This is a genomic window from Cupriavidus sp. CP313, assembly GCF_054072015.1.
The window spans coordinates 49,369-66,853 of record NZ_JBSVZB010000037.1 but is presented as its reverse complement, the minus strand read 5'-3'; the positions used below and the strand labels follow the sequence as shown (position 1 = coordinate 66,853).

The following is a 17,485-nucleotide window of genomic DNA, read 5'->3' as shown; positions in this document are numbered from 1 at the left end:
TGGCTCAAAGATGCGAATGCACCGCACCGACGTGCGATCCGCTTTGCGCCCCAATGCGGCAGGCAACCTCGCCAAGATCGCCGATCACGGCCTTGACAGCATCACCCGGCCGGATCGCCGCCATGGGTCCCAGCGCGCCGGAAAGTATGACTTCGCCAGCTCGCATCATTTCACCTCGACCTGCCAGGGTCCTGGCAAGCCAGAACGCCGCGCGCAGCGGATGGCCGAGGCAAGCCGCACCGACGCCCACGGAGACAAGACGTTCATTGACGTGCAACTGCATGCCAACACGGTCGAGACCCACCGTATCGATGGCCAGCGGTTGATTTCCCAGGACATAGACGCCGCAGGACGCGTTGTCCGCCACCGTGTCCACCAGCGAGATCCGCCAGTCGGCGATCGCACTATCGACGACCTCCAAAGCTGGCAACGCATGGGAAAGCGAACAGAGGAATTCGCCCCACGACGGCACACGGTCACCAATGTCACGACCAAGGACAAAGGCGATCTCCGCCTCGACCTTTGGCTGCATCAATCGCTGCGGCGGAATCTCGTCGCCATCGAGGTACTCCATGTCGTCCAGCAACACGCCAAAATCGGGTTGGTCCACCCCCAGCTGCGCCTGGACTGCATGCGACGTCAAGCCGACCTTGCGTCCCACGATCCGTCTTGCGCCCGAGGCGAGCCGATCGGCGATGTTCAGGGAGGCAATCCTGTAGGCCGCATCGAGACCTTCGATACCATAAGCGGCGGAAATCGGGGGAATCGGCCGGGCATGTTGCCTGGCCTCGCGCAACGCCTGGGCAGCCGCGCGGAAACTACTGTCTGTCATCGCTGGTGTCTCCTCTTCTGGTCAGCTCGTTCTTGTCGGATCGAACCGTTCCTTGCAGGAGCCATGCCAGCAAACGCAAGCAGAAACCTCCCGGATTGCCGGGAGGACTTCAGATTTTTATGAACTCCGGCGGGTCCGGCCCCGAATCCGTTCAGGAAAACCTGCGCCCGTGCCCCAGGCTGGCCGATGCGCCGGGCGGGCACACGGGCGCCCAGGCTGTCAGTCCAGCCGGATATCCGCCTTGCGAATGGCGTCGCCCCAACGCCGATACTCCGCCGCCATCATGCGCCGCACGTCGTCCATGGACCCGCCACCCGGGACCACGGAAAGCCGCTGCATGGCCTCGAGGAACCTGGGGTCGCGCACCACCCGCTCCGTTTCCGCGTTCAGGCGATTCGCAAGCACAGGCGCCATTCCGCTCGGGGCGGCGACGACCAGCCATGTTCCGCCTACCACATTGAGCCCGCGCTCACGCAGGGTCGGGATCCTTGGCATCTCGGACAACCGCTCGGGCGCGGCGACCGCGAGGATGCGAGCCTTGCCACTTTCGTGATACGACGCCGCGACCGAGACGGGAATCATCAGGGCATCGATCTGCCCGCCTGCCAAGGCCGCAAGCGCTGGCGCAGCACCCGTGAATGGAACATGCATCATGTCGATCTGCGCGACCGACTTGACCATCTCCATCGTTACCTGCGACGAGCTGCCGACGCCCCAGGAGCCATAGGTCAGCTTGGCATCGGGTCGCTTTGCGTATGCCACGAAGGCCTCTACGGACTTCGCGGGTAACCCGGGACGGATCACCAGCGCGTACGGGAATGCGCCGATATTGCCAACCGGGTCAAACTGCCGCATTGCATCGTATGCCACCTTGCGATAGACCTGCGGTCCGATCGCGTGGGTTTCCACCGAGGCAATGCCAAGGGTTAGCCATCGGGTGCGGCTCGTGCGGTGAACTCGGTGCCAATCATGCCGTTGGCACCGGGCCGGTTTTCCACCAGCACGTTTTGCCCGAGCCGATCCGCCAAGTGCTTGGCATAGACGCGTACCACCACGTCTGTGCCGCCGCCGGCAGGCCAAGGCACAACCAGCCTGACAGGACGCGCCGGCCAGCTCTCCGCACAGGCCAGCGAACACGCCGAGAGGGCCAGCAAGCCTGCCGCAGCCAACAGGCGGCGGCGAGTGAAATGGGTCATGGTGTCTCCTGATGGTATCGCTGACACCTGATGGCGCCGCGGGTGCGCCCAATCTAGGTTTCCATGGCAAATCCGCACAGCGCAGGCAGGTGAATGCGCCTTTCGGAAATTCCGAAATGCATCGTGCCGCGTTCGTCATTCGTATTTCCCGAATACCGAATTCGGCGGGACTGGCTGTGTCCTGGCGATGGGCGGTCCTATCCTGCGGGAAATCTCGGAACAAGGAGCGATCGATGACAACGATGGATGAGACGTACGATGTAGTCGTGGTGGGATGCGGCGTGGCAGGGCTGTCCGCGGCGGTCAGTGCCGCGGAGTCCGGACTCAATGTCTGCGTGCTGGAGCGTGCTACGGTGGAAGAGCGTGGAGGGCAAAGCCGGTACACGGAAGCCTACTTGCGCATGAAAAGCCTGAGCGAGGTCGCCGATGATTTCGACGAGCATCTGGCCGCGCACTCCGGTAAGTACGTGGATCCGGACATGACGGCCGAAATGGCCCTGGATCCCGCCTCCTGGTCGCAGGCCACGCGTTCGCTAGCAGTCCCGGATGCCGACATGCTGGGTGCGTTTGCCGAGCAAGTGCCCGGCGCCATCGCGTGGTTGCAAGACATCGGGGTTCGCTTCGATTTCCTGCCCACGCAGTTCCTGACCAGCGTACAGCCGCGTTTGTTGCCGGTCGGAGGCGGTGCCGCCATCGTCGAGGCGCTGGCGGAACGCGCCCAGGCATTGGGCGTCGCATTTCGCTATGAATGCACGGCACGTGACCTGATCGTCGATGCCACCGGCGCGGTGACGGGTATCCTGGCCTGGCAGAACGGACAAGGCTTGTGCCGCTTCGGTGGTGCCGTGGTGCTGGCCTCCGGCGGCTTCGAAGGTAATCCGGAGATGCTGGCACGCTACCTGGGGCCGCGCGCCGTCAACCTCCGTCCCGTCTGCAAAGGCGGCTACTACAACAAAGGCGAAGGCATCGCCATGGCGCTGGCGGCGGGTGCCGCCCCCTGCGGCGAGTATGGCAGCTACCACGCCGAGCCGGTCGATCCGCGCTCTGGCGTTTCCGAGCCTTCGATCTTCATCTTTCCCTACGGCATCCTCGTCAATCGTCAAGGCGAGCGCTTCACGGATGAAGCGCCTGGCACGGTGGATGCCTGGTACGAGCGGGTAACGCGCCGGATCTACGAGCAGGACGATGGGATCGCCTATGTGATCCTCGATCAGCGTGTCAAGGACATTCCGAACTATCGTCTCGCGATCCGAACCGACCAGCCGGCGCTCGAGGCACCCACCATCGAGGCACTTGCAATGCGGATCGGCGTGCCGCCCGCCCGGTTGCAGCAGACCGTGGCGGCGTTCAACGCGGCCTGCCGCGACGGGCACTACGACCCGCTGGTAGTGGATGGCCTGAGCACGGACTCGCTGGAGCCGCCCAAGTCGAACTGGGCGCTGCCGCTGGACCAGGGCCCTTACTTCGCCTACCCGATCATTTCCGCGAACGTCTTCACGTTCGGCGGACTTAAGGTCGACGGCGGAGCACGGGTGCTGAACACCGACGGGGTCCCGATCCCCGGCCTTTACGCTGCGGGCGAAACGGTCGGCATCTATTACACGAACTACACCGGTGCGACATCGGTCCTCAAGGGGATCGTGTTCGGCAAGCTCGCCGGCGCGACCATTGCGGGATGCTGCCAATGACATCGAACCGTCAAGTAGTCGGCATCCCCGACCTGATCGTGGTCGGCGGAGGCATGGCGGGATTCTCCGCCGCGCTGGAAGCGGCCCAACATGGCGCTGCCGTCCTGCTGATCGAAAAACAGGCTGAGTTCGGCGGCTCGTCCGCCATGAGTGGCGGCTGCCTTGCTTTTGCCGGCACCGATCTCCAGCGCCAGGCCGGCGTGGAGGACAGCGCGGATCTGCTCTACAAGGACTTGCGCGAGGTCGGCGACTTCGAGAACGACGATGCGCTGGTACGGGCCTATGTCGACCACCAGCTCGATACCTATCACTGGCTGCGTCAACAGGGCGTGGTCTTTGGCGAGGCGATCGAGACGTCTTCCGGGCAATCCGTGCCGCGCGTGCACTCGGTCGATCCGGCTGACGCGGTGCGCCAACTGGTCGCCGCGTGCAAGGCGACCGGAAAGGTAACGGTCTTTCGCAGCGCTGCCGCGCAGCGCCTGCTGAAAGACAAGGACAGTCGCTTTACGGGTGTGCGGGTCGAAATGGATGGCGAGATCCGCGAACTGCGCGCTCGCGCCGGCGTAATCCTGGCCAGCGGCGGCTTCTGCCGCAATGCCGAGATGGTGCATCGCTTCGCCCCGCAGTATGCCGACGCCGTGTTCATCGGCGGCGACGGCAACGTCGGGGACGGCTTGCGCATGGCGATGGCCTTCGGCGCCGACCTTCGCGATATGGCGTATATCAAGGGCACCTATGGCAAGCATCCACTGGATGAAACCAATCATCACAGCTGCCTGGCAGTCTACAAGGGTGCGATTGCGGTCAACCAGGATGGCAAGCGCTTCGTCAACGAGTCGATCTCCTACAAGCTTCTCGGAGATGCCGCCATACGGCAGCCCTTCGGCGCCACGTTCCAAATTCTCGACCGGCGCATCATGGACAGTGGCGACGACAGTGTGCGCATTCTGGATTTCCGGCGACGGTTGGAGGAAGGGCTGTTCATCGAGGCGCCGTCACTGGAAGCACTCGCCAATCGCATCGAAGTACCGGTCGACGCCCTGCTTGAAACAGTGGCGCGCTACAACGCGGCAGTGGACGCCGGCCACGATCCCGAATTTGGCAGGGACACCCTGGTCCACCATCATGGCAAGCCTTGTCGTATCGAACAGGCTCCTTTCTTTGCTTACCCGTCGACCGCCGCGGTGTTCGGGACCTACTGCGGTATCCGGGTAACCGAGAAAATGAATGTGGTCGACGTGTTCGGCGACGCGCTGCCTGGCCTGTTCGCCGCCGGAGAAGTGGTGGGCGGCTTCCACGGCGCCGCCTACATGACAGGGACCGCGCTTGGCAAGGCTACCGTGTTCGGCCGGATTGCCGCGCACGCGGCCCTTGAAAACGGGGGGCGCGAGCGATGAATATTGTCGTACTGCTCGCTTCGGTGCTGGATCCGAAATGGACGATTGCCGCCGGGGCCGCCCAGGATGCCGGGAAGTTGGCGGCGATTCCGCGCCGTCTGAGTCCGTTTGACGAAGCGGCGCTGGAGGTGGCGCTCAAGCTGCGCGACGTCAAGCCTGAAGCGCGGATCTCGGTCTATATGCCTGACGGCCCGGGCGCGGAGGGACTATTGCGGATGGTCGCGGCGCATAAGGTCGACATCGTCGCGCGTCTTCCCGTCGATGACGCCTTGCGATGGGATGCCGCTGCGCTGGCCGCGCAATTCGGCACTGTCCTGTGCGACGGATCGGCGCATCGACAGGACGCCACCCTATGGCTGACCGGCCGCGAGTTCGGCGATCTTGACGACGGCGCGTTCGCGGCTGCCCTCGCCTTTTTCCTCGACGCCCAGCTCGTGACCATGGCTGAAGTCATCGATCCATGCGATGGTGCCCTGCTACGCGCCCGGCGAAGCCGCTTCGATGCGATCGAACAAGTCGCACTGGCGCGACGCGCCGTGGTGGCCGTCACCAACCACGCAGCCAATCGGCTACGGCATCCGCTGATGAAGCATGTAATGCTCGCCAAGCGTGCCGACGTACCGGTGCTGGACCACGAGGCATCCGGCCTCGTCGCCCGCATTGCGCCTGTTGACTTTCACCCTCCCCCTTCGGCGCGTGCCTCCCGTCCGGCTCCGATCCCGGCCTGCGCCGGTGTGGCCGTCCAGGTGGAGGCCCTGGTGCGCGCACTCCGTCATTCGTCAAAGTCATGACTTCACATACAGAAACCAGTAGGCAACCGCGCTGCTTTACCGTCCTGATCGCCGGCGACGGTGATATTGACACGCAGAAGCGCCAGGCAACCTCGCTATTGCGCCAGATGCAGTCCGCAACCGCCACGGCCCCGGATGCCCTTCAGGTCGCGATTCTGGTCGCGCCGCCGAACCACGATGACGCCATGGTCCGGCACGTCGGCCAGCTTGGCTTCACGCAAGTCATCTTGCTGGAAGTCTCAGGCACGCGCCACCCTGTGCAGGCACGCGATGTCGAATTGGTGCTGATGCGGCTATTCGCGACGGAGGAATCGCTGGCGCCGATCGGCACCAGCGATTTGCTCTGCTTTGCCGCCGGCGGCGCCGGCGAAGAGGTCGCCGCACGGCTTGCCGCGGCGCTGGGTGCCGTCGCGCTGGGCCGCGTCGAGGCCGTCGCGCTCACCGCTGGCGCCTTGCAGGCGCAGAAGCAGATCTATGGCGGGCGCTGCCGCGCCACCGTGCGCGCAGAGGCGGGCCCATGGTGTTGCGCGCTGCGGCCCGGCCCCGACGGGCATTCGGCATTCGCGCCAGTGCTGCAAGGTCCGGATCTCCTGCGGCTTCAAATCGATTCTCCAGCCGGCGACGATATCGTGGTAACGCCGGGGTCCCATCATCGGCGTCCGGTCGAGACCGCGCCGCTCGTGATCAGCGGCGGCCGCGGCATGCGCGCCGATGGCTTCGCGCTTCTGCATACACTTGCCGATGTGCTTGGCGGCGCAGTTGGCGCCAGCCTTCCCGCAGTCGATGCAGGCTGGCTGCCGGTCACGCATCAGGTAGGTCAGTCTGGCAAGTTCGTCAGCCCGAGACAGTATGTGGCGGTAGGGATCTCTGGAACGCCGCAACACCTGGCGGGGATCGGGCCGGATACCAGTATCATCGCCATCAACAACGATCCGGACGCGGAGATCTTCCGGCATGCCGACCTTGGCGTGGTGGGAGACTGGGAGACCATCCTTCCAGCCTTGCTCGCAGCGCTCGCGGACATGCCGGAAAGCCGGGATCCACATCTCGCCGGCGTTTAGTATGGTCGTCGCCCGGCAGGCTCCCGGGCGACATCGTTTAAGATACGCCGTTCCGAGAACAATAGCCCGGTGCATCCCTGTTCCGGGCACTCATGGGGAGACAAGCCATGGATCGCCTCTGGGCGATGGAAGTATTCGCTCGCGTCACGGAGTGCGAGAGTTTTTCGCGCGCGGCCGAGTCCCTGGAACTGGCCAATGCGACCGTGACCTCATGCGTGCGCAACCTGGAAAAACATCTCGGCGTGACGCTGCTCCAGCGCAATACGCGGCATCTGCGCCTGACCGAGCCGGGCGAGCTGTTCTACGCGCGCTGCAAGGTGCTGCTGGCGGACGTCCAGCAGGCCGAGCAGGAGGTCGCGCAATGCCACGCCGCGGTTCGCGGGACGTTGCGTGTCGAAGCACCGATTGCCATCGGTCACGCATTGCTGCTGCCAGCGCTTCCAGGCTTTCTTGCCCGGCATCCCGGCTTTTCGATCCATGTCAACCTGACCAACCAGCCGCGTGCGCTGATCCAGCAGGGCATCGACCTGGCGATCCGGATGGATGCGGTGGAGGATGCGGACCTGGTTGCGCGCCCGCTGTACACCGCGAGCTATATCTTGTGTGCAAGTCCGCGCGTGGCGGCCACGGCGGACCCGGCCTCTCCGGCCAAGCTCGATGCCGCACGCTGCCTGGGGCTGCTGCCGGATGGCAAGCTGACGCCCAAGTCCTGGGAGCTGGCGCACGGCAAGGAGACGGTGACGATCGAACCGCGTGGCCCCATTGCCCTGAACAACTCGGACGCCTTGGTACGCGCGGCGGTGGAAGGTATCGGCATTGTTCGCGTACTCGATCTGTTTGCCCGCAAGCAGCTTGCGGATGGTTCGTTGGTACGCTTGTTTCCCGAATGGGCAAGCGGCGGCCGCTCGTTCCACCTTGTCATGCCGAAGACCAGCTTCACGCCGAGTCGGGTCAAGGAGTTCTCCGACTTCCTGCTCGAGGTCGTCTGCGCCGACGATCGTCCCGATCATCGCGAGCGCATTCCGGTGCAGAAATCGCGCTAGGCCCGCCCGGGGGAGCCATCCCCCGGTTCACGTCGATATCAGCCCCATTGCGCGGCGCCATAGAAGCGCAGCAGTTCGCGTACCCGATCCGGACTCGGCTGGCCGTTGAAGTAGCCTGTCCGGCACGGCCCGAATGCACCGGCGCGACGCATGTCGACCATGCCTTCAGCCTGCTTGACCCATGCGGCCAGGGAGTCGACCACCGGTACCCCGTCCACCTGGTTCACGCCATTCCGGGCTAGCAGGACATTGAGCGGCGCTTCCCCCGGGATGATGACTTGTGCCCCCGCGGCAATCAGCTTGCGAGCGCTCGCGCGGAACAGGTCGATCAGCCGGGAAGGGTCGCTGAATGCCCCCAGGACGTCCCCGAACCGGAAGCCCACATGGGTGGCTCCGGCGAGTCGTTCACCCAATCCATGCCGCCGCGCATTGGCTGCAACCAGTTCCGCCAGCTCGTCGATAAAGACCAGCACGCCGAATGTCTCGCCAAGGGTACAGGCAGTCTGCATCGCGGCTTCACCATAGCCGACCACGGGAATGTTGAGCAGTGCGCGGGTCTCGCGCAGGGCTGGCTCAGGCAACGTGCTGATGGCATAGGCATCGAAGCCCTGGTCTTCCGCGGCCACCCCGGCGGCGATGAACTGCAGGCCATGCAGATACTGCAAGGCCGCGTACTTGATGTCGTCACCGGGATAATTGCTACGATAGGTACCCGGATGCATGCCATGCATGACGATTTCGGTATCGGGACGCGATACCGCGCGGAAGTGGGCACACAAGGCGTCACTGTAAGCGCCGAGGTCGGATAGCACGGTAAAGCTCTGATGCCAGATGCGAATGGTCACGATAGAATTCCAGACAATTTAGGAAGAAAGGCTGGCGCTGTATGCGGCCCGGCGCAAGACCGGGAGTGGCACCCCGAGTACGTCGTGACAGAGGGTTTCGACACCATCGATGGAGCCCATGCCCAAGCGGCGCGCGGTCTCGCACGGTCGTTCCTCCAGCGGCGCGAACAGGATGCGCATCGCGCGCTGCCGGCGGATCAGTTCGGTCAAGGAGGCGCCTTCCCTGAAGAGTCGCGCCCGGAGCCTGGGTAATGCACAGCACGCCGCAGCACTGACGGCGCCCGCATCGGCGTAGCGCGCAGGAAAGCAGAAAACGAGCTGCGCAAGCGCAAGGGAAACCGGCGCGTCGCCTGGCTGGCCAGGCTGCGCCACAGCGCTCCGGAGTCCTTCCACTAGCGCCGACTCGTGGGGCTGCGGCGGCATGGCCAGCGACAGCACCGCTCGGGCGGCTGCGCCGGGCCACGCGGGAGGCGTCAGCTCATAATGCAAGCAAGCGCCAGCACCAAGCAGCAAACCGGTCCCTGTCCGGCCGCATCGGCCAGGTTTCCCGGCTTGCTCCGGCAGCGCGCGGCGCAGCCCGATCACGCGATGCCGCCCGGTCTCCCGCTCGATCGTCAGGTTGAATGCCGGTGCCAGGTTCGCAAGCACCAGGCGACTGGACACGGCCAACTGCAGGCGGGTAGGACACAATGGCGCAGCAGCCATGACGTCAAGCGAAATCGACGGTGTCGGAGGTCGCCACCTCGCAGAAGCGGCGGATGCTGTCGATCGAGTTGGCATGTTCCTGCGCCGAATGCGCGGCGCAACAATCCTCAAGCACCACCATCTCGTAGTCGCGATCGTGACCGTCGCGGATCGTCGCCTGTACCACCGCCTGGGTCGATACGCCGGAGCATACGATGCGTGTGATGCCGTTCGCGCGCAGCTGTGCTTCCAGCGTCGTGGCATAGAACGGACTGACGCGATGCTTGACAACCTGCAGGTCGGCGGACGCAACCCCTAGGCGTGGATGAATCTCGGTGCCCCAACCGCCGAGCTTGAACATGCCGGCCTTTGGCGCGCCAGAGAATACCGGCGAGCGCGGCGGGCATTCCTGGTAGTCAGGCGAGAAGCCGACGCGCACAAAGCCGACCGGCGCACCGGCTTCACGCGCACGGCGCAACGCGGTTTGCGTGCGTGCCAACAGATCGCGCTCACGAACCTGTGCGACCAGGGGGCTCTTGCCGCTCGGGCCGTCGTCGTGGACGAGATCGTTCTGCATGTCCAACACGAGGTAAAGGGTCTTGCTCAATTGACTTCTCCAGTTTTAGTCACAAAACATGCCGCCATTGACATCCAGGATTTCGCCCGTGATGAAGCCGGCGTCCTTCGCGGCGAGGAAGCAGACCGCCCTCGCCACGTCATCGACATGTCCCATGCGGCCGACCGGGATCAGCGCGCGCAGGTTGTCGGGAAAGTGTTGGGTCATGGCCGTTGCGACCGGCCCCGGCGCCACTGCATTCACGGTCACGCCGTACCGGGCTAGTTCCTTGGCAAGAAAGCCCGTCATGACATGAACGCCGGCCTTGGACACGCCATAGGCGACATTGCCTGCCTTGTCGGATTCCGTCGCATCCAGCCAGGGCCGCGCATTGCCCGCATTTCTTGCCACCACTGACCCGATATTGATGATCCGGCCAAAGCCATGGGCCATCATCGAAGGCATGACTGCCTGGCAGCACAGGAAGGTGCCTTTCAGGTTGATATCGAGCACGCGATCCCACTCCGCTTCGGGAAGGGTGCTTGCCTGGCCCACCGACACTACGCCGGCCGCATTGACCAGGATATCGACGCGACCATGTTGTGCAATCACCGTCTCGAACATGCGCCGCACGTCGGCACTGGCGGAAACATCCAGCGTCGTCTCCCACCACCGTTCCGCCGCCGTCCCGGTCGCGATTTCCACGCGGTCATGCCGGCGGTCGGCCACGATCAGCGTGGCGCCCTCGCGATGCAGGGCCAGCGCGACCGCCCGGCCAATCGCGCCGTTGCCCCCGGTCACCACCGCGACCCTCCCTTGCAGGTTTGCTTGCATCGGCAATCTCTCCCTCGGTGCCTGCCGCACCCGTTGCATGTGCCATCGGTCGCATTCTCGCCACTGTCCCCTCCCGATCACAGCCCGGAAACCCGAACACCGCATTCGCAAATAGCGAATGCCGACTGGCACGACCACGCGGCCCGGAACTACGTGCGAACGCTTTTCATGAAACTCGAAAATGCCATTCGCGCAACGCGACTGGAGCAATGCCGTGCGACCCTCAAGAATGGCACGACGAAAACCATACGGAGACAACCATGCGCAATGATTCATGGCGCCGCAGGAAGCAATGGTTCGCCAGGCTGCTGACCGTGGGATCGCTGCTTTCGCCTGCCGTGGCCGCCGAGCACTACCCGTCCCGGCCGGTCAAGATCGTGGTGCCGTTTGCCGCAGGGGGTAGCACCGACTTGCTCGCCCGCCAGGTGGCCGTCGCGTTGGGGCGATCCACCGGGCAGGGCTTTGTGGTAGAGAACCGTCCCGGTGGCAGTGGCGATGTCGGCGCGACGCAAGTGGCACGCGCACCGAACGATGGCTATACGCTCTTGTTCACGACCACCAACCTGACTGCCAACGCGGCGCAGCCACAGGCGCCCGCCTATGATCCGGTCAAGGACTTCACGGCTGTCACCATGGTCGCGTTCGCACCGATGCTGCTCGTCACCGCGGCGAACGTGCCAGCGGGTTCGGTGTCCGAGCTGGCGGCCACGATGCGCGCAAAGCCAGGCCAGTACAACTATTCGTCGAGCGGAACCGGTGGTGCGCCGCACCTCGCGTCCGTGCTGTTCTCGCGTCGGCTTGGCCTGGACGTGGTCCACGTGCCGTACAACGGTGCCGTGCCGGCATTGACCGATGTCGCCGCGGGGCACGTGCAGTTTTCGTTTACCACCTATGTATCCGCCGAGCCATTCGTATCCGGCAAGCGATTGAAAGTGCTGGCGGTGGCCGGATCGCGCCGCCTGCCTGCTCTACCCGGTGTGCCCACGCTGGCGCAGAGCGGCGTGCCCGACGTCGAGATCGGCACCATGTTTGGCCTCCTAGGCCCGGCCGGCATGCCGGCAGATCGCGTCCGCAAGCTCTACGACGCGCTCAGGCAACAAGCTTCGGCGCCTGGTTTCAGCCAGGGAATCGAATCCATGGGGGCGGATCTCGTAATGAGCGAGCCGCAGGCGTACGCGACCTACATCCGCAACGATGTCGCGCGCTGGAGAACGTTGCTGAACCAGGTGGGAGATGTCCGATGAAACAAGGGCAATACGCAAGCGATCATTTTGATGTGATCGTCGTCGGGGCGGGTAACGCCGCCTTATGTGCCGCGCTTTCTGCAGCGGAAGGCGGCGCAAAGGTGGTGGTGGTTGAACGGGCGCCCGAAGCGGCGCGCGGCGGCAATTCCGCCTTCACCGGCGGCGCGTTCCGTGTCGCCTACGATGGCGTGGACGATATCGCCTTGCTGGTCCCCGACCTCACCGCGGACGAGCGCCGTACCTCGGATTTCGGCAGCTACACGCGCGAGCGGTTTTTCGACGACCTGATGTCGATGAGCGGAAACCGTGCCGATATGCCCCTGGTGGAAACGCTGGTCGAGGACAGCCTGCCAACATTGCAATGGATGCAGTCGCATGGCGTGCGTTTTATCCCGATCTATGGCCGGCAAGCGTTCCGGATCGACGGCCAGTACCGTTTCTGGGGCGGCCTCACGGTCGAGGTGTCCGGTGGCGGCCTCGCGTTGGTCAACGCCTTGTTCGCCAGCGCGAAAAAGCACGGCGTGGCAATCCGGTACGGATGCCAGGCACACGGTCTCGTGGTGGAAGATGGACAGATCTGCGGCATCGACGTCGTCTGCGATGGGCGCCAGGCCCGGATCCGGGGCCGGGCGGTCATTCTTGCATCGGGCGGGTTCCACGCCAATGCGGCCTGGCGCGCGGGCTACCTTGGGCCGGGTTGGGACCTCGCCAAGGTGCGCGGCTCGCGCTACAACACGGGGGACGGCTTGCGCATGGCGCGCAAGGCGGGGGCGCGCACCGCCGGCCACTGGTCCGGCTGCCACAGTGTGTTCTTCGACGCCAATGCGCCTGCTTTCGGCGACATCGAACTGCTCAATCAGCAGAAGAACTACTTCACGCTGGGCATCGTTGTCAACGCGCTCGGCGAGCGCTTCATCGACGAAGGCGAGGATTTCCGCAACTACACCTACTCTCGCATGGGCGCCGAGCTCCTGAAGCAACCTGGTGCCCGCGGCTGGCAGCTGTTCGACGCCCGCACGGCCGCACTGCTGCCCGACGAGTATCGCGTCCGGCATGCCACTCGCGAGCAAGCCGACACCCTGGCGTCGCTGATCGCCAAGCTGGACGGGGTGGACCGTGAGCGCCTGGCGTCGACCATCGAAGCATTCAATGCGTCGGTGCAACGGGATATCCCCTTCGATCCATCGGTCAAGGACGGCAGGTGCACGCGCGGCCTGCCGATCGACAAGAGCAACTGGGCCATGCCGCTTGAACAAGGCCCGTTCGTGGCATTTGAAGTGACATGCGGGATTACTTGCACTTACGGCGGCATCGCGATCAACGCGGAAGGCGAAGTGCTGTCCGAAGCGGGTCCGGCCGTGCCCGGCTTGTACGCCGCCGGTGAGATGGTGGGAGGTTTGTATTACGGCAAGTATCCGGGCGGTGCGGGATTGACCTCCGGTTCGGTCTTCGGGCGGCGGGCAGGCCGCCATGCGGCGCGGTTTGCGGTGCCGTGAGGCGGCATGGCATCCCGTCGCACCGCCACCTGGTTGCGCCGGGATGCCGCAGCCCTTAGCGTGTTTCCAGTGCCGCCTGCAGCAGGCCGACAGCTTGGCGTGGCAAGGCCGCCTGTTGTGTCAGCAGCTTCCAGGCGGTATCGCGCACGGGCGCACCGTCGATGCCACCCACCAGCAGGCAGCGCATGAACTTGTCGTGTACCTCCTCGGGTGTCGATCCAAGGGTGCGCACGGTATCGCTCTCGACACGGCCGCCTGCGGTTGTTGCCACTGCGACCCGGGCGGGCGGATGCCCCGGACTGTCGGCCAGGCAGGGGTCCAGACGTATGCGCCCTGCCATGTCCAGCACGTCAGCGTCGGTGAGGCTTTCGGCGGTTAGCGAGTCCAGCCCGATGTCGCCATGGACGAGCGTGAACGCCACCAGGAAGGGAATGCTGTACTTCGCGTCCTGCAAGGTGGTCGGCTGACACCGTCGCTGCAACGGTTCGCACAGCTTTCCGGCCGAGGCGTTGATCGCGATGTCGACGACCGCGATCAACGCCCGGTCTGGCATGGCCTCCCGCACCGCGCGCGCAGCCGCGACATAAGGCTGGGCCAGCCTGCAGCATGGCCACGGCTTGATCTCAGTGGCGCTGAAGGCCCACCCGTCCGCCGCTTCCGGCAACCGCAGCAGTTCGTCCATTGCGGCCTGGTCCAGGGGCCCGCCCAGATAGAGCGAGAATAGTCCGGTCTTGCCATCCAGCGCACTTGGCGGGCCTGCCAGGCCGGCACGCGCCGCCAGCGCGGCATGCGTTCCCCCCATCGCTGCGAACGCTGGATAGATGCCACGCGCATTCGCGCCGAAACCGTTTGCCGCCTCCTTGCCGCCCGCGGCCTGCATGTAGGCCAAGCCAATCGCGCTGACCATGGCGTCCTCATCCAGCCCGAGCACCACACCCGCCGCAAGCGACGCACCCAGATAGCCAAGGAGTTGTGTCAGGAACCAGCGACTGGCGGGACCCGTGCCGCATGGCGCAAGAACGGCGCCGAGTCGGCACATCAGCTCCACGCTCGATGCCACCGCATGCACGATGGTCTCTTCCTCCGCGCTCGCGACTTCCGCAACCGCGAGCGCAGCCGGCACGCATACGCTTGAGGGATGCAGCCGTGCTGCATCATGGATGTCGTCGAAGTCGAGGACGTGCATGCTGGCGGCGTTGGCCCCTGCAGCCAACGCCGGCGGTAGGCGTGCACGATGTCCCAGCACCGTACTGCTGCCGCCCGCGCTTCCGGCGAGGCAAGCGCCAAGCCACTGGCGGGCAGGTTCGCCCTCCCGTGAACGGCTACCGGCATAACCGATCGCGATCGCATCGGCCATGTGCACCCCAACTTGCCGGAGCACGGCCTTGGGTATCTGGCCCTGGCGGTCGCCAAAGCGGCGGACGATTTGACGGCTGAGCTGCATGCGCGAATCCCTCCGAGATCGAAACGGTGGCCAGCTTAGGTCAGGTCTGCGCTGGCGGCTGCCGGAAAAACCGAATGCACCTTTCGGGATGCAGTGGCAGGCCGGAGGCGCAATGACAGTAGACTACAAACAAACAAGGCAACGCAGGAGACAGACAGCATGACCACACCAGCCACGGCATCGAGACGGCCGGTCCCTTCGATGGCATTTCGCAAACGCCGCGCAGCGCTCCTGGGTTCCGCGCTATGGCTATGCCTGGCCGGGTCGGCGCCGCTGCCGGCATTGGCCCAAGGCTTCCCGGGCAAGACCATGACACTGGTGGTGGGCTATCCGCCCGGCGGCTCCAACGATATTGCCGCACGCATTATTGCGCCCAAGCTCGGCGCGCTGCTAGGCACAACGGTGGTGGTGGAGAATCGCGCGGGCGCCAATGCCGTCATCGGGGCCAGTTATGTGGCTCGCGCCGTGCCCGATGGCAACACCCTGTTGGTGGCCAGTGCCTCGCCGCTTGTCATCGCACCGCACACCTTTACCAAGGTTCCGTACGATACGCTGAAGGACTTCGCGCCGATTTCGCTGCTGGCCGTCGTTCCGGAGGTTCTGGCCGTCAACCCGTCGGTCCCGGCCACCAGTGCCAAAGACCTGCTTGCGCTGTCGAAGACACGTCAGATGCGGCTGGCGTCTTCCGGCAACGGCGGCATGCCGCACCTGGCCATCGAGCAAATCCGGGGCCTGGGCCAAGGCAACCTGCTGCACGTGCCATACAAGGGCGCCTCACCGGCAGTGATGGACACGGTCGCAGGCCATGTCGATGGCGTCGTCATGGATCTGCCGCCCGTGTACAGCCTGATCCAAGAAGGAAAGCTGCGCGCCCTGGTGGTGACGGCGCGGCAACGAACCGAAGCCCTTCCCAACGTTCCGGCTGCGGCGGAAGCAGGAATGGGGACTGTCATCGCGGAAAACTGGATCGGACTCTTCGCGCCCGCGAAGGCGCCCAAGCCGGTCCTGGACAAGCTCTTTACTGCAATGCAAGCGGTGGCCAGGGATCCCGAAGTCAAGGCACAGCTCAAGCGCGCGGCAATGACGCCGGGGACTTCCGAATCGCCGCAGGCATTTGCCGGCCTTGTAAAGGACGAGCACGCCCGTTGGGGGGAGATCGCCAAGCGCGCGAATATCGTTCCGGAGTGATTCCACGCGCGGCGCCGAAGGAGTTCCGGAACACGTGGCCTCTGGCACGCCCTAGCCGCGCTCCCGTCGTCCCCCTTCCGCATCCGCCTGCACCTTGAACGGCATTGTCACATTGGACAGTGCATAGCGTAAGATCCAACGATGCGAAAGACAAAGCGCTCTATCACGGCCATCGGTTTCCGGCTGCGGCCATCAGCCAAGCGGTGCGCTGGTACTTTCGCTTTCAACTGAGTCTGCGCGATATCGAGGAACTGTTGTTCGAGCGAGGCGTTGTCGTCAGCTACGAAACGATCCGGCGATGGTGTGACAAATTCGGCGCGGGCTTTGCGCATGTCAGATCCGCGCGCCGCAAGCCGGGCTCAACCTGGCTTCTCGACGAGGTGTTCGTGACGCTGCGCGGCGAACCCTACCTGCTGTGACGTGCCGGCGATCAGCATGGCGCCGAACCCGACATCTTGCTGCAGGGGCGATAGGCATCGATGGCATCGAGCGCGAAATCGGTATCCGCCTTGATGGCTTCGTTCTTCAGGTAGTCCATGCCATGCTCGCGAAGCGCGACGCCCAGATTGGCCAGTGACAGGCGCGCTCCGAGGTCGACCACGCCGTGGTTGATGACCGCGCCGAAGGTGTCGGCGCCCTGGCGGGAAAACCTGATGAACTCCATTGGGGTCTCCGAATTTCGGCAGCCGAACCGGTCGGAGTGAAAGCGTCCGCTTTTTCTCTTGTCTCCCGTCAGGCTGATGCCCGGCTGACGAGCATGCAGGTTGCAGTCGCGGTGGCGACCGCCCGGCCGTCCTGCAGGAGTTCCGCCGCGACGTGGCAGACGTTCCTGCCGCGGCGCTCCAGCCTGGCGCGCCCGAGCAGATCGCCTGCCCTGGCCGGCCGCAGGAAGGAGATATTGAGATTCAGCGTCGCGCAGAACTCCTCTTCTCCCAGCGTGGCCGTCACCAGCATGGCCGTCACGTCGTCAAGCATCGCCCCGAGCATGCCGCCCTGGACCTGGCGCGCCGGGTTCAGGAAGGCCGGCGTAGCGAAATAGGCGGATTCCAGCGTTCCCGCTTGCAGATCCACCGCACCGATGCTGCCGCCAAGCAACGCGCAGATGGGGGGTGGCGGCACCTCTCCGCTCTGCATCCTGGTGAAGTAGTTGTCCGAGGCCATATCCAACGTTGTCATTCCCGATCCT

18 protein-coding genes and 1 pseudogene are annotated in these 17,485 nt (G+C 64.8%); 9 read left to right on the top strand and 10 right to left on the bottom strand.

Annotated features, from left to right (window positions below):
• Positions 1-4: 4 nt before the first annotated feature.
• The 3 genes from ACW4E8_RS34430 to ACW4E8_RS34420 all read right to left on the bottom strand — a co-directional run bounded on the left by ACW4E8_RS34430 (position 5) and on the right by ACW4E8_RS34420 (position 2,028).
• Positions 5-832: a 2-keto-4-pentenoate hydratase gene (locus ACW4E8_RS34430; RefSeq protein WP_456808596.1), complete on the bottom strand. Its 828-nt coding sequence runs from the start codon at positions 830-832 to the stop codon at positions 5-7.
• A 219-nt stretch (positions 833-1,051) separates the two neighbouring features.
• Positions 1,052-1,741, bottom strand: coding sequence for a Bug family tripartite tricarboxylate transporter substrate binding protein (locus ACW4E8_RS34425; RefSeq protein WP_456808595.1), 690 nt, complete (start codon positions 1,739-1,741; stop codon positions 1,052-1,054).
• A 17-nt stretch (positions 1,742-1,758) separates the two neighbouring features.
• Entirely contained in the window at positions 1,759-2,028 is a 270-nt protein-coding gene (locus ACW4E8_RS34420; protein WP_456808594.1) for a tripartite tricarboxylate transporter substrate-binding protein, read from the bottom strand.
• 233 nt (positions 2,029-2,261) lie between these two features.
• Between ACW4E8_RS34420 and ACW4E8_RS34415 the strand changes: the two genes are divergently transcribed.
• The 5 genes from ACW4E8_RS34415 (at position 2,262) to ACW4E8_RS34395 (ending at position 8,008) form a co-directional block, all read left to right on the top strand.
• The gene (locus ACW4E8_RS34415; RefSeq protein ID WP_456808593.1) at positions 2,262-3,716 is read left to right on the top strand and encodes an FAD-dependent oxidoreductase; all 1,455 of its coding nucleotides are present in this window, start codon (positions 2,262-2,264) and stop codon (positions 3,714-3,716) included.
• A complete protein-coding gene (locus tag ACW4E8_RS34410; RefSeq protein WP_456808592.1) occupies positions 3,713-5,113 on the top strand; it encodes an FAD-dependent oxidoreductase in 1,401 nt (466 codons plus the stop codon). The genes ACW4E8_RS34415 and ACW4E8_RS34410 overlap by 4 nt, the downstream gene beginning before the upstream one ends.
• Positions 5,110-5,904: a hypothetical protein gene (locus ACW4E8_RS34405; protein ID WP_456808591.1), complete on the top strand. Its 795-nt coding sequence runs from the start codon at positions 5,110-5,112 to the stop codon at positions 5,902-5,904. The genes ACW4E8_RS34410 and ACW4E8_RS34405 overlap by 4 nt, the downstream gene beginning before the upstream one ends.
• Complete coding sequence (locus ACW4E8_RS34400; protein WP_456808590.1) at positions 5,901-6,965, top strand: electron transfer flavoprotein subunit alpha/FixB family protein; 1,065 nt, start codon at positions 5,901-5,903, stop codon at positions 6,963-6,965. Before ACW4E8_RS34405 ends, ACW4E8_RS34400 begins: the two co-directional genes overlap by 4 nt.
• Positions 6,966-7,072: 107 nt before the next feature.
• Positions 7,073-8,008, top strand: coding sequence for a LysR family transcriptional regulator (locus ACW4E8_RS34395; RefSeq protein ID WP_456808589.1), 936 nt, complete (start codon positions 7,073-7,075; stop codon positions 8,006-8,008).
• Between the two features lie 38 nt (positions 8,009-8,046).
• On the opposite strand, the gene ACW4E8_RS34390 is transcribed toward ACW4E8_RS34395, so the two are convergent.
• The 4 genes from ACW4E8_RS34390 to ACW4E8_RS34375 are packed head-to-tail and all read right to left on the bottom strand — an operon-like array spanning position 8,047 to position 10,927.
• The gene (locus ACW4E8_RS34390) at positions 8,047-8,853 is read right to left on the bottom strand and encodes an aspartate/glutamate racemase family protein (RefSeq protein WP_456808588.1); all 807 of its coding nucleotides are present in this window, start codon (positions 8,851-8,853) and stop codon (positions 8,047-8,049) included.
• Positions 8,854-8,871: 18 nt separating this feature from the next.
• Positions 8,872-9,516, bottom strand: coding sequence for a hypothetical protein (locus ACW4E8_RS34385; protein ID WP_456808587.1), 645 nt, complete (start codon positions 9,514-9,516; stop codon positions 8,872-8,874).
• A 46-nt stretch (positions 9,517-9,562) separates the two neighbouring features.
• Positions 9,563-10,144 (bottom strand): cysteine hydrolase family protein, encoded by a 582-nt coding sequence (locus tag ACW4E8_RS34380; protein ID WP_456808586.1) that lies wholly within the window; start codon positions 10,142-10,144, stop codon positions 9,563-9,565.
• Positions 10,145-10,159: 15 nt separating this feature from the next.
• On the bottom strand, positions 10,160-10,927 hold the full coding sequence (locus tag ACW4E8_RS34375; RefSeq protein ID WP_456808585.1) for an SDR family NAD(P)-dependent oxidoreductase: 768 nt from the start codon (positions 10,925-10,927) through the stop codon (positions 10,160-10,162).
• Between the two features lie 260 nt (positions 10,928-11,187).
• Between ACW4E8_RS34375 and ACW4E8_RS34370 the strand changes: the two genes are divergently transcribed.
• Together ACW4E8_RS34370 and tcuA are read left to right on the top strand one after the other, a co-directional pair.
• Entirely contained in the window at positions 11,188-12,171 is a 984-nt protein-coding gene (locus ACW4E8_RS34370; RefSeq protein ID WP_456808584.1) for a Bug family tripartite tricarboxylate transporter substrate binding protein, read from the top strand.
• On the top strand, positions 12,168-13,667 hold the full coding sequence (tcuA, locus tag ACW4E8_RS34365; protein ID WP_456808583.1) for an FAD-dependent tricarballylate dehydrogenase TcuA: 1,500 nt from the start codon (positions 12,168-12,170) through the stop codon (positions 13,665-13,667). Before ACW4E8_RS34370 ends, tcuA begins: the two co-directional genes overlap by 4 nt.
• Positions 13,668-13,722: 55 nt before the next feature.
• Here tcuA and ACW4E8_RS34360 read toward each other — a convergent pair whose 3' ends face one another.
• The gene (locus tag ACW4E8_RS34360; RefSeq protein ID WP_456808582.1) at positions 13,723-15,111 is read right to left on the bottom strand and encodes an MmgE/PrpD family protein; all 1,389 of its coding nucleotides are present in this window, start codon (positions 15,109-15,111) and stop codon (positions 13,723-13,725) included.
• A gap of 159 nt (positions 15,112-15,270) precedes the next feature.
• On the opposite strand from ACW4E8_RS34360, the gene ACW4E8_RS34355 reads away from it, so the two are divergent.
• Complete coding sequence (locus ACW4E8_RS34355; protein WP_456808581.1) at positions 15,271-16,299, top strand: Bug family tripartite tricarboxylate transporter substrate binding protein; 1,029 nt, start codon at positions 15,271-15,273, stop codon at positions 16,297-16,299.
• Between the two features lie 119 nt (positions 16,300-16,418).
• A pseudogene (locus tag ACW4E8_RS34350) lies at positions 16,419-16,715 on the top strand (IS6 family transposase); the annotation flags it as partial.
• A 14-nt stretch (positions 16,716-16,729) separates the two neighbouring features.
• Here ACW4E8_RS34350 and ACW4E8_RS34345 read toward each other — a convergent pair.
• Both ACW4E8_RS34345 and ACW4E8_RS34340 read right to left on the bottom strand, forming a co-directional pair.
• Positions 16,730-16,963, bottom strand: a complete 234-nt coding sequence (locus tag ACW4E8_RS34345; protein ID WP_456808580.1) for a hypothetical protein — start codon at positions 16,961-16,963, stop codon at positions 16,730-16,732.
• A gap of 68 nt (positions 16,964-17,031) precedes the next feature.
• A complete protein-coding gene (locus tag ACW4E8_RS34340) occupies positions 17,032-17,475 on the bottom strand; it encodes a PaaI family thioesterase (protein ID WP_456808579.1) in 444 nt (147 codons plus the stop codon).
• Positions 17,476-17,485: the final 10 nt, after the last annotated feature.

Bases quoted from the DNA above. Each gene is read 5' to 3' on its own strand.
- tcuA (WP_456808583.1), top strand. From the start codon at position 12,168: ATGAAACAAGGGCAATACGCAAGCGATCATTTTGATGTGATCGTCGTC.
- ACW4E8_RS34355 (WP_456808581.1), top strand. From the start codon at position 15,271: ATGACCACACCAGCCACGGCATCGAGACGGCCGGTCCCTTCGATGGCA.
- ACW4E8_RS34345 (WP_456808580.1), bottom strand. From the start codon at position 16,963: ATGGAGTTCATCAGGTTTTCCCGCCAGGGCGCCGACACCTTCGGCGCG.
- ACW4E8_RS34340 (WP_456808579.1), bottom strand. From the start codon at position 17,475: ATGACAACGTTGGATATGGCCTCGGACAACTACTTCACCAGGATGCAG.
- ACW4E8_RS34410 (WP_456808592.1), top strand. From the start codon at position 3,713: ATGACATCGAACCGTCAAGTAGTCGGCATCCCCGACCTGATCGTGGTC.
- ACW4E8_RS34420 (WP_456808594.1), bottom strand. From the start codon at position 2,028: ATGACCCATTTCACTCGCCGCCGCCTGTTGGCTGCGGCAGGCTTGCTG.
- ACW4E8_RS34370 (WP_456808584.1), top strand. From the start codon at position 11,188: ATGCGCAATGATTCATGGCGCCGCAGGAAGCAATGGTTCGCCAGGCTG.
- ACW4E8_RS34405 (WP_456808591.1), top strand. From the start codon at position 5,110: ATGAATATTGTCGTACTGCTCGCTTCGGTGCTGGATCCGAAATGGACG.
- ACW4E8_RS34375 (WP_456808585.1), bottom strand. From the start codon at position 10,927: ATGCAAGCAAACCTGCAAGGGAGGGTCGCGGTGGTGACCGGGGGCAAC.
- ACW4E8_RS34415 (WP_456808593.1), top strand. From the start codon at position 2,262: ATGACAACGATGGATGAGACGTACGATGTAGTCGTGGTGGGATGCGGC.
- ACW4E8_RS34400 (WP_456808590.1), top strand. From the start codon at position 5,901: ATGACTTCACATACAGAAACCAGTAGGCAACCGCGCTGCTTTACCGTC.
- ACW4E8_RS34395 (WP_456808589.1), top strand. From the start codon at position 7,073: ATGGATCGCCTCTGGGCGATGGAAGTATTCGCTCGCGTCACGGAGTGC.
- ACW4E8_RS34430 (WP_456808596.1), bottom strand. From the start codon at position 832: ATGACAGACAGTAGTTTCCGCGCGGCTGCCCAGGCGTTGCGCGAGGCC.
- ACW4E8_RS34360 (WP_456808582.1), bottom strand. From the start codon at position 15,111: ATGCAGCTCAGCCGTCAAATCGTCCGCCGCTTTGGCGACCGCCAGGGC.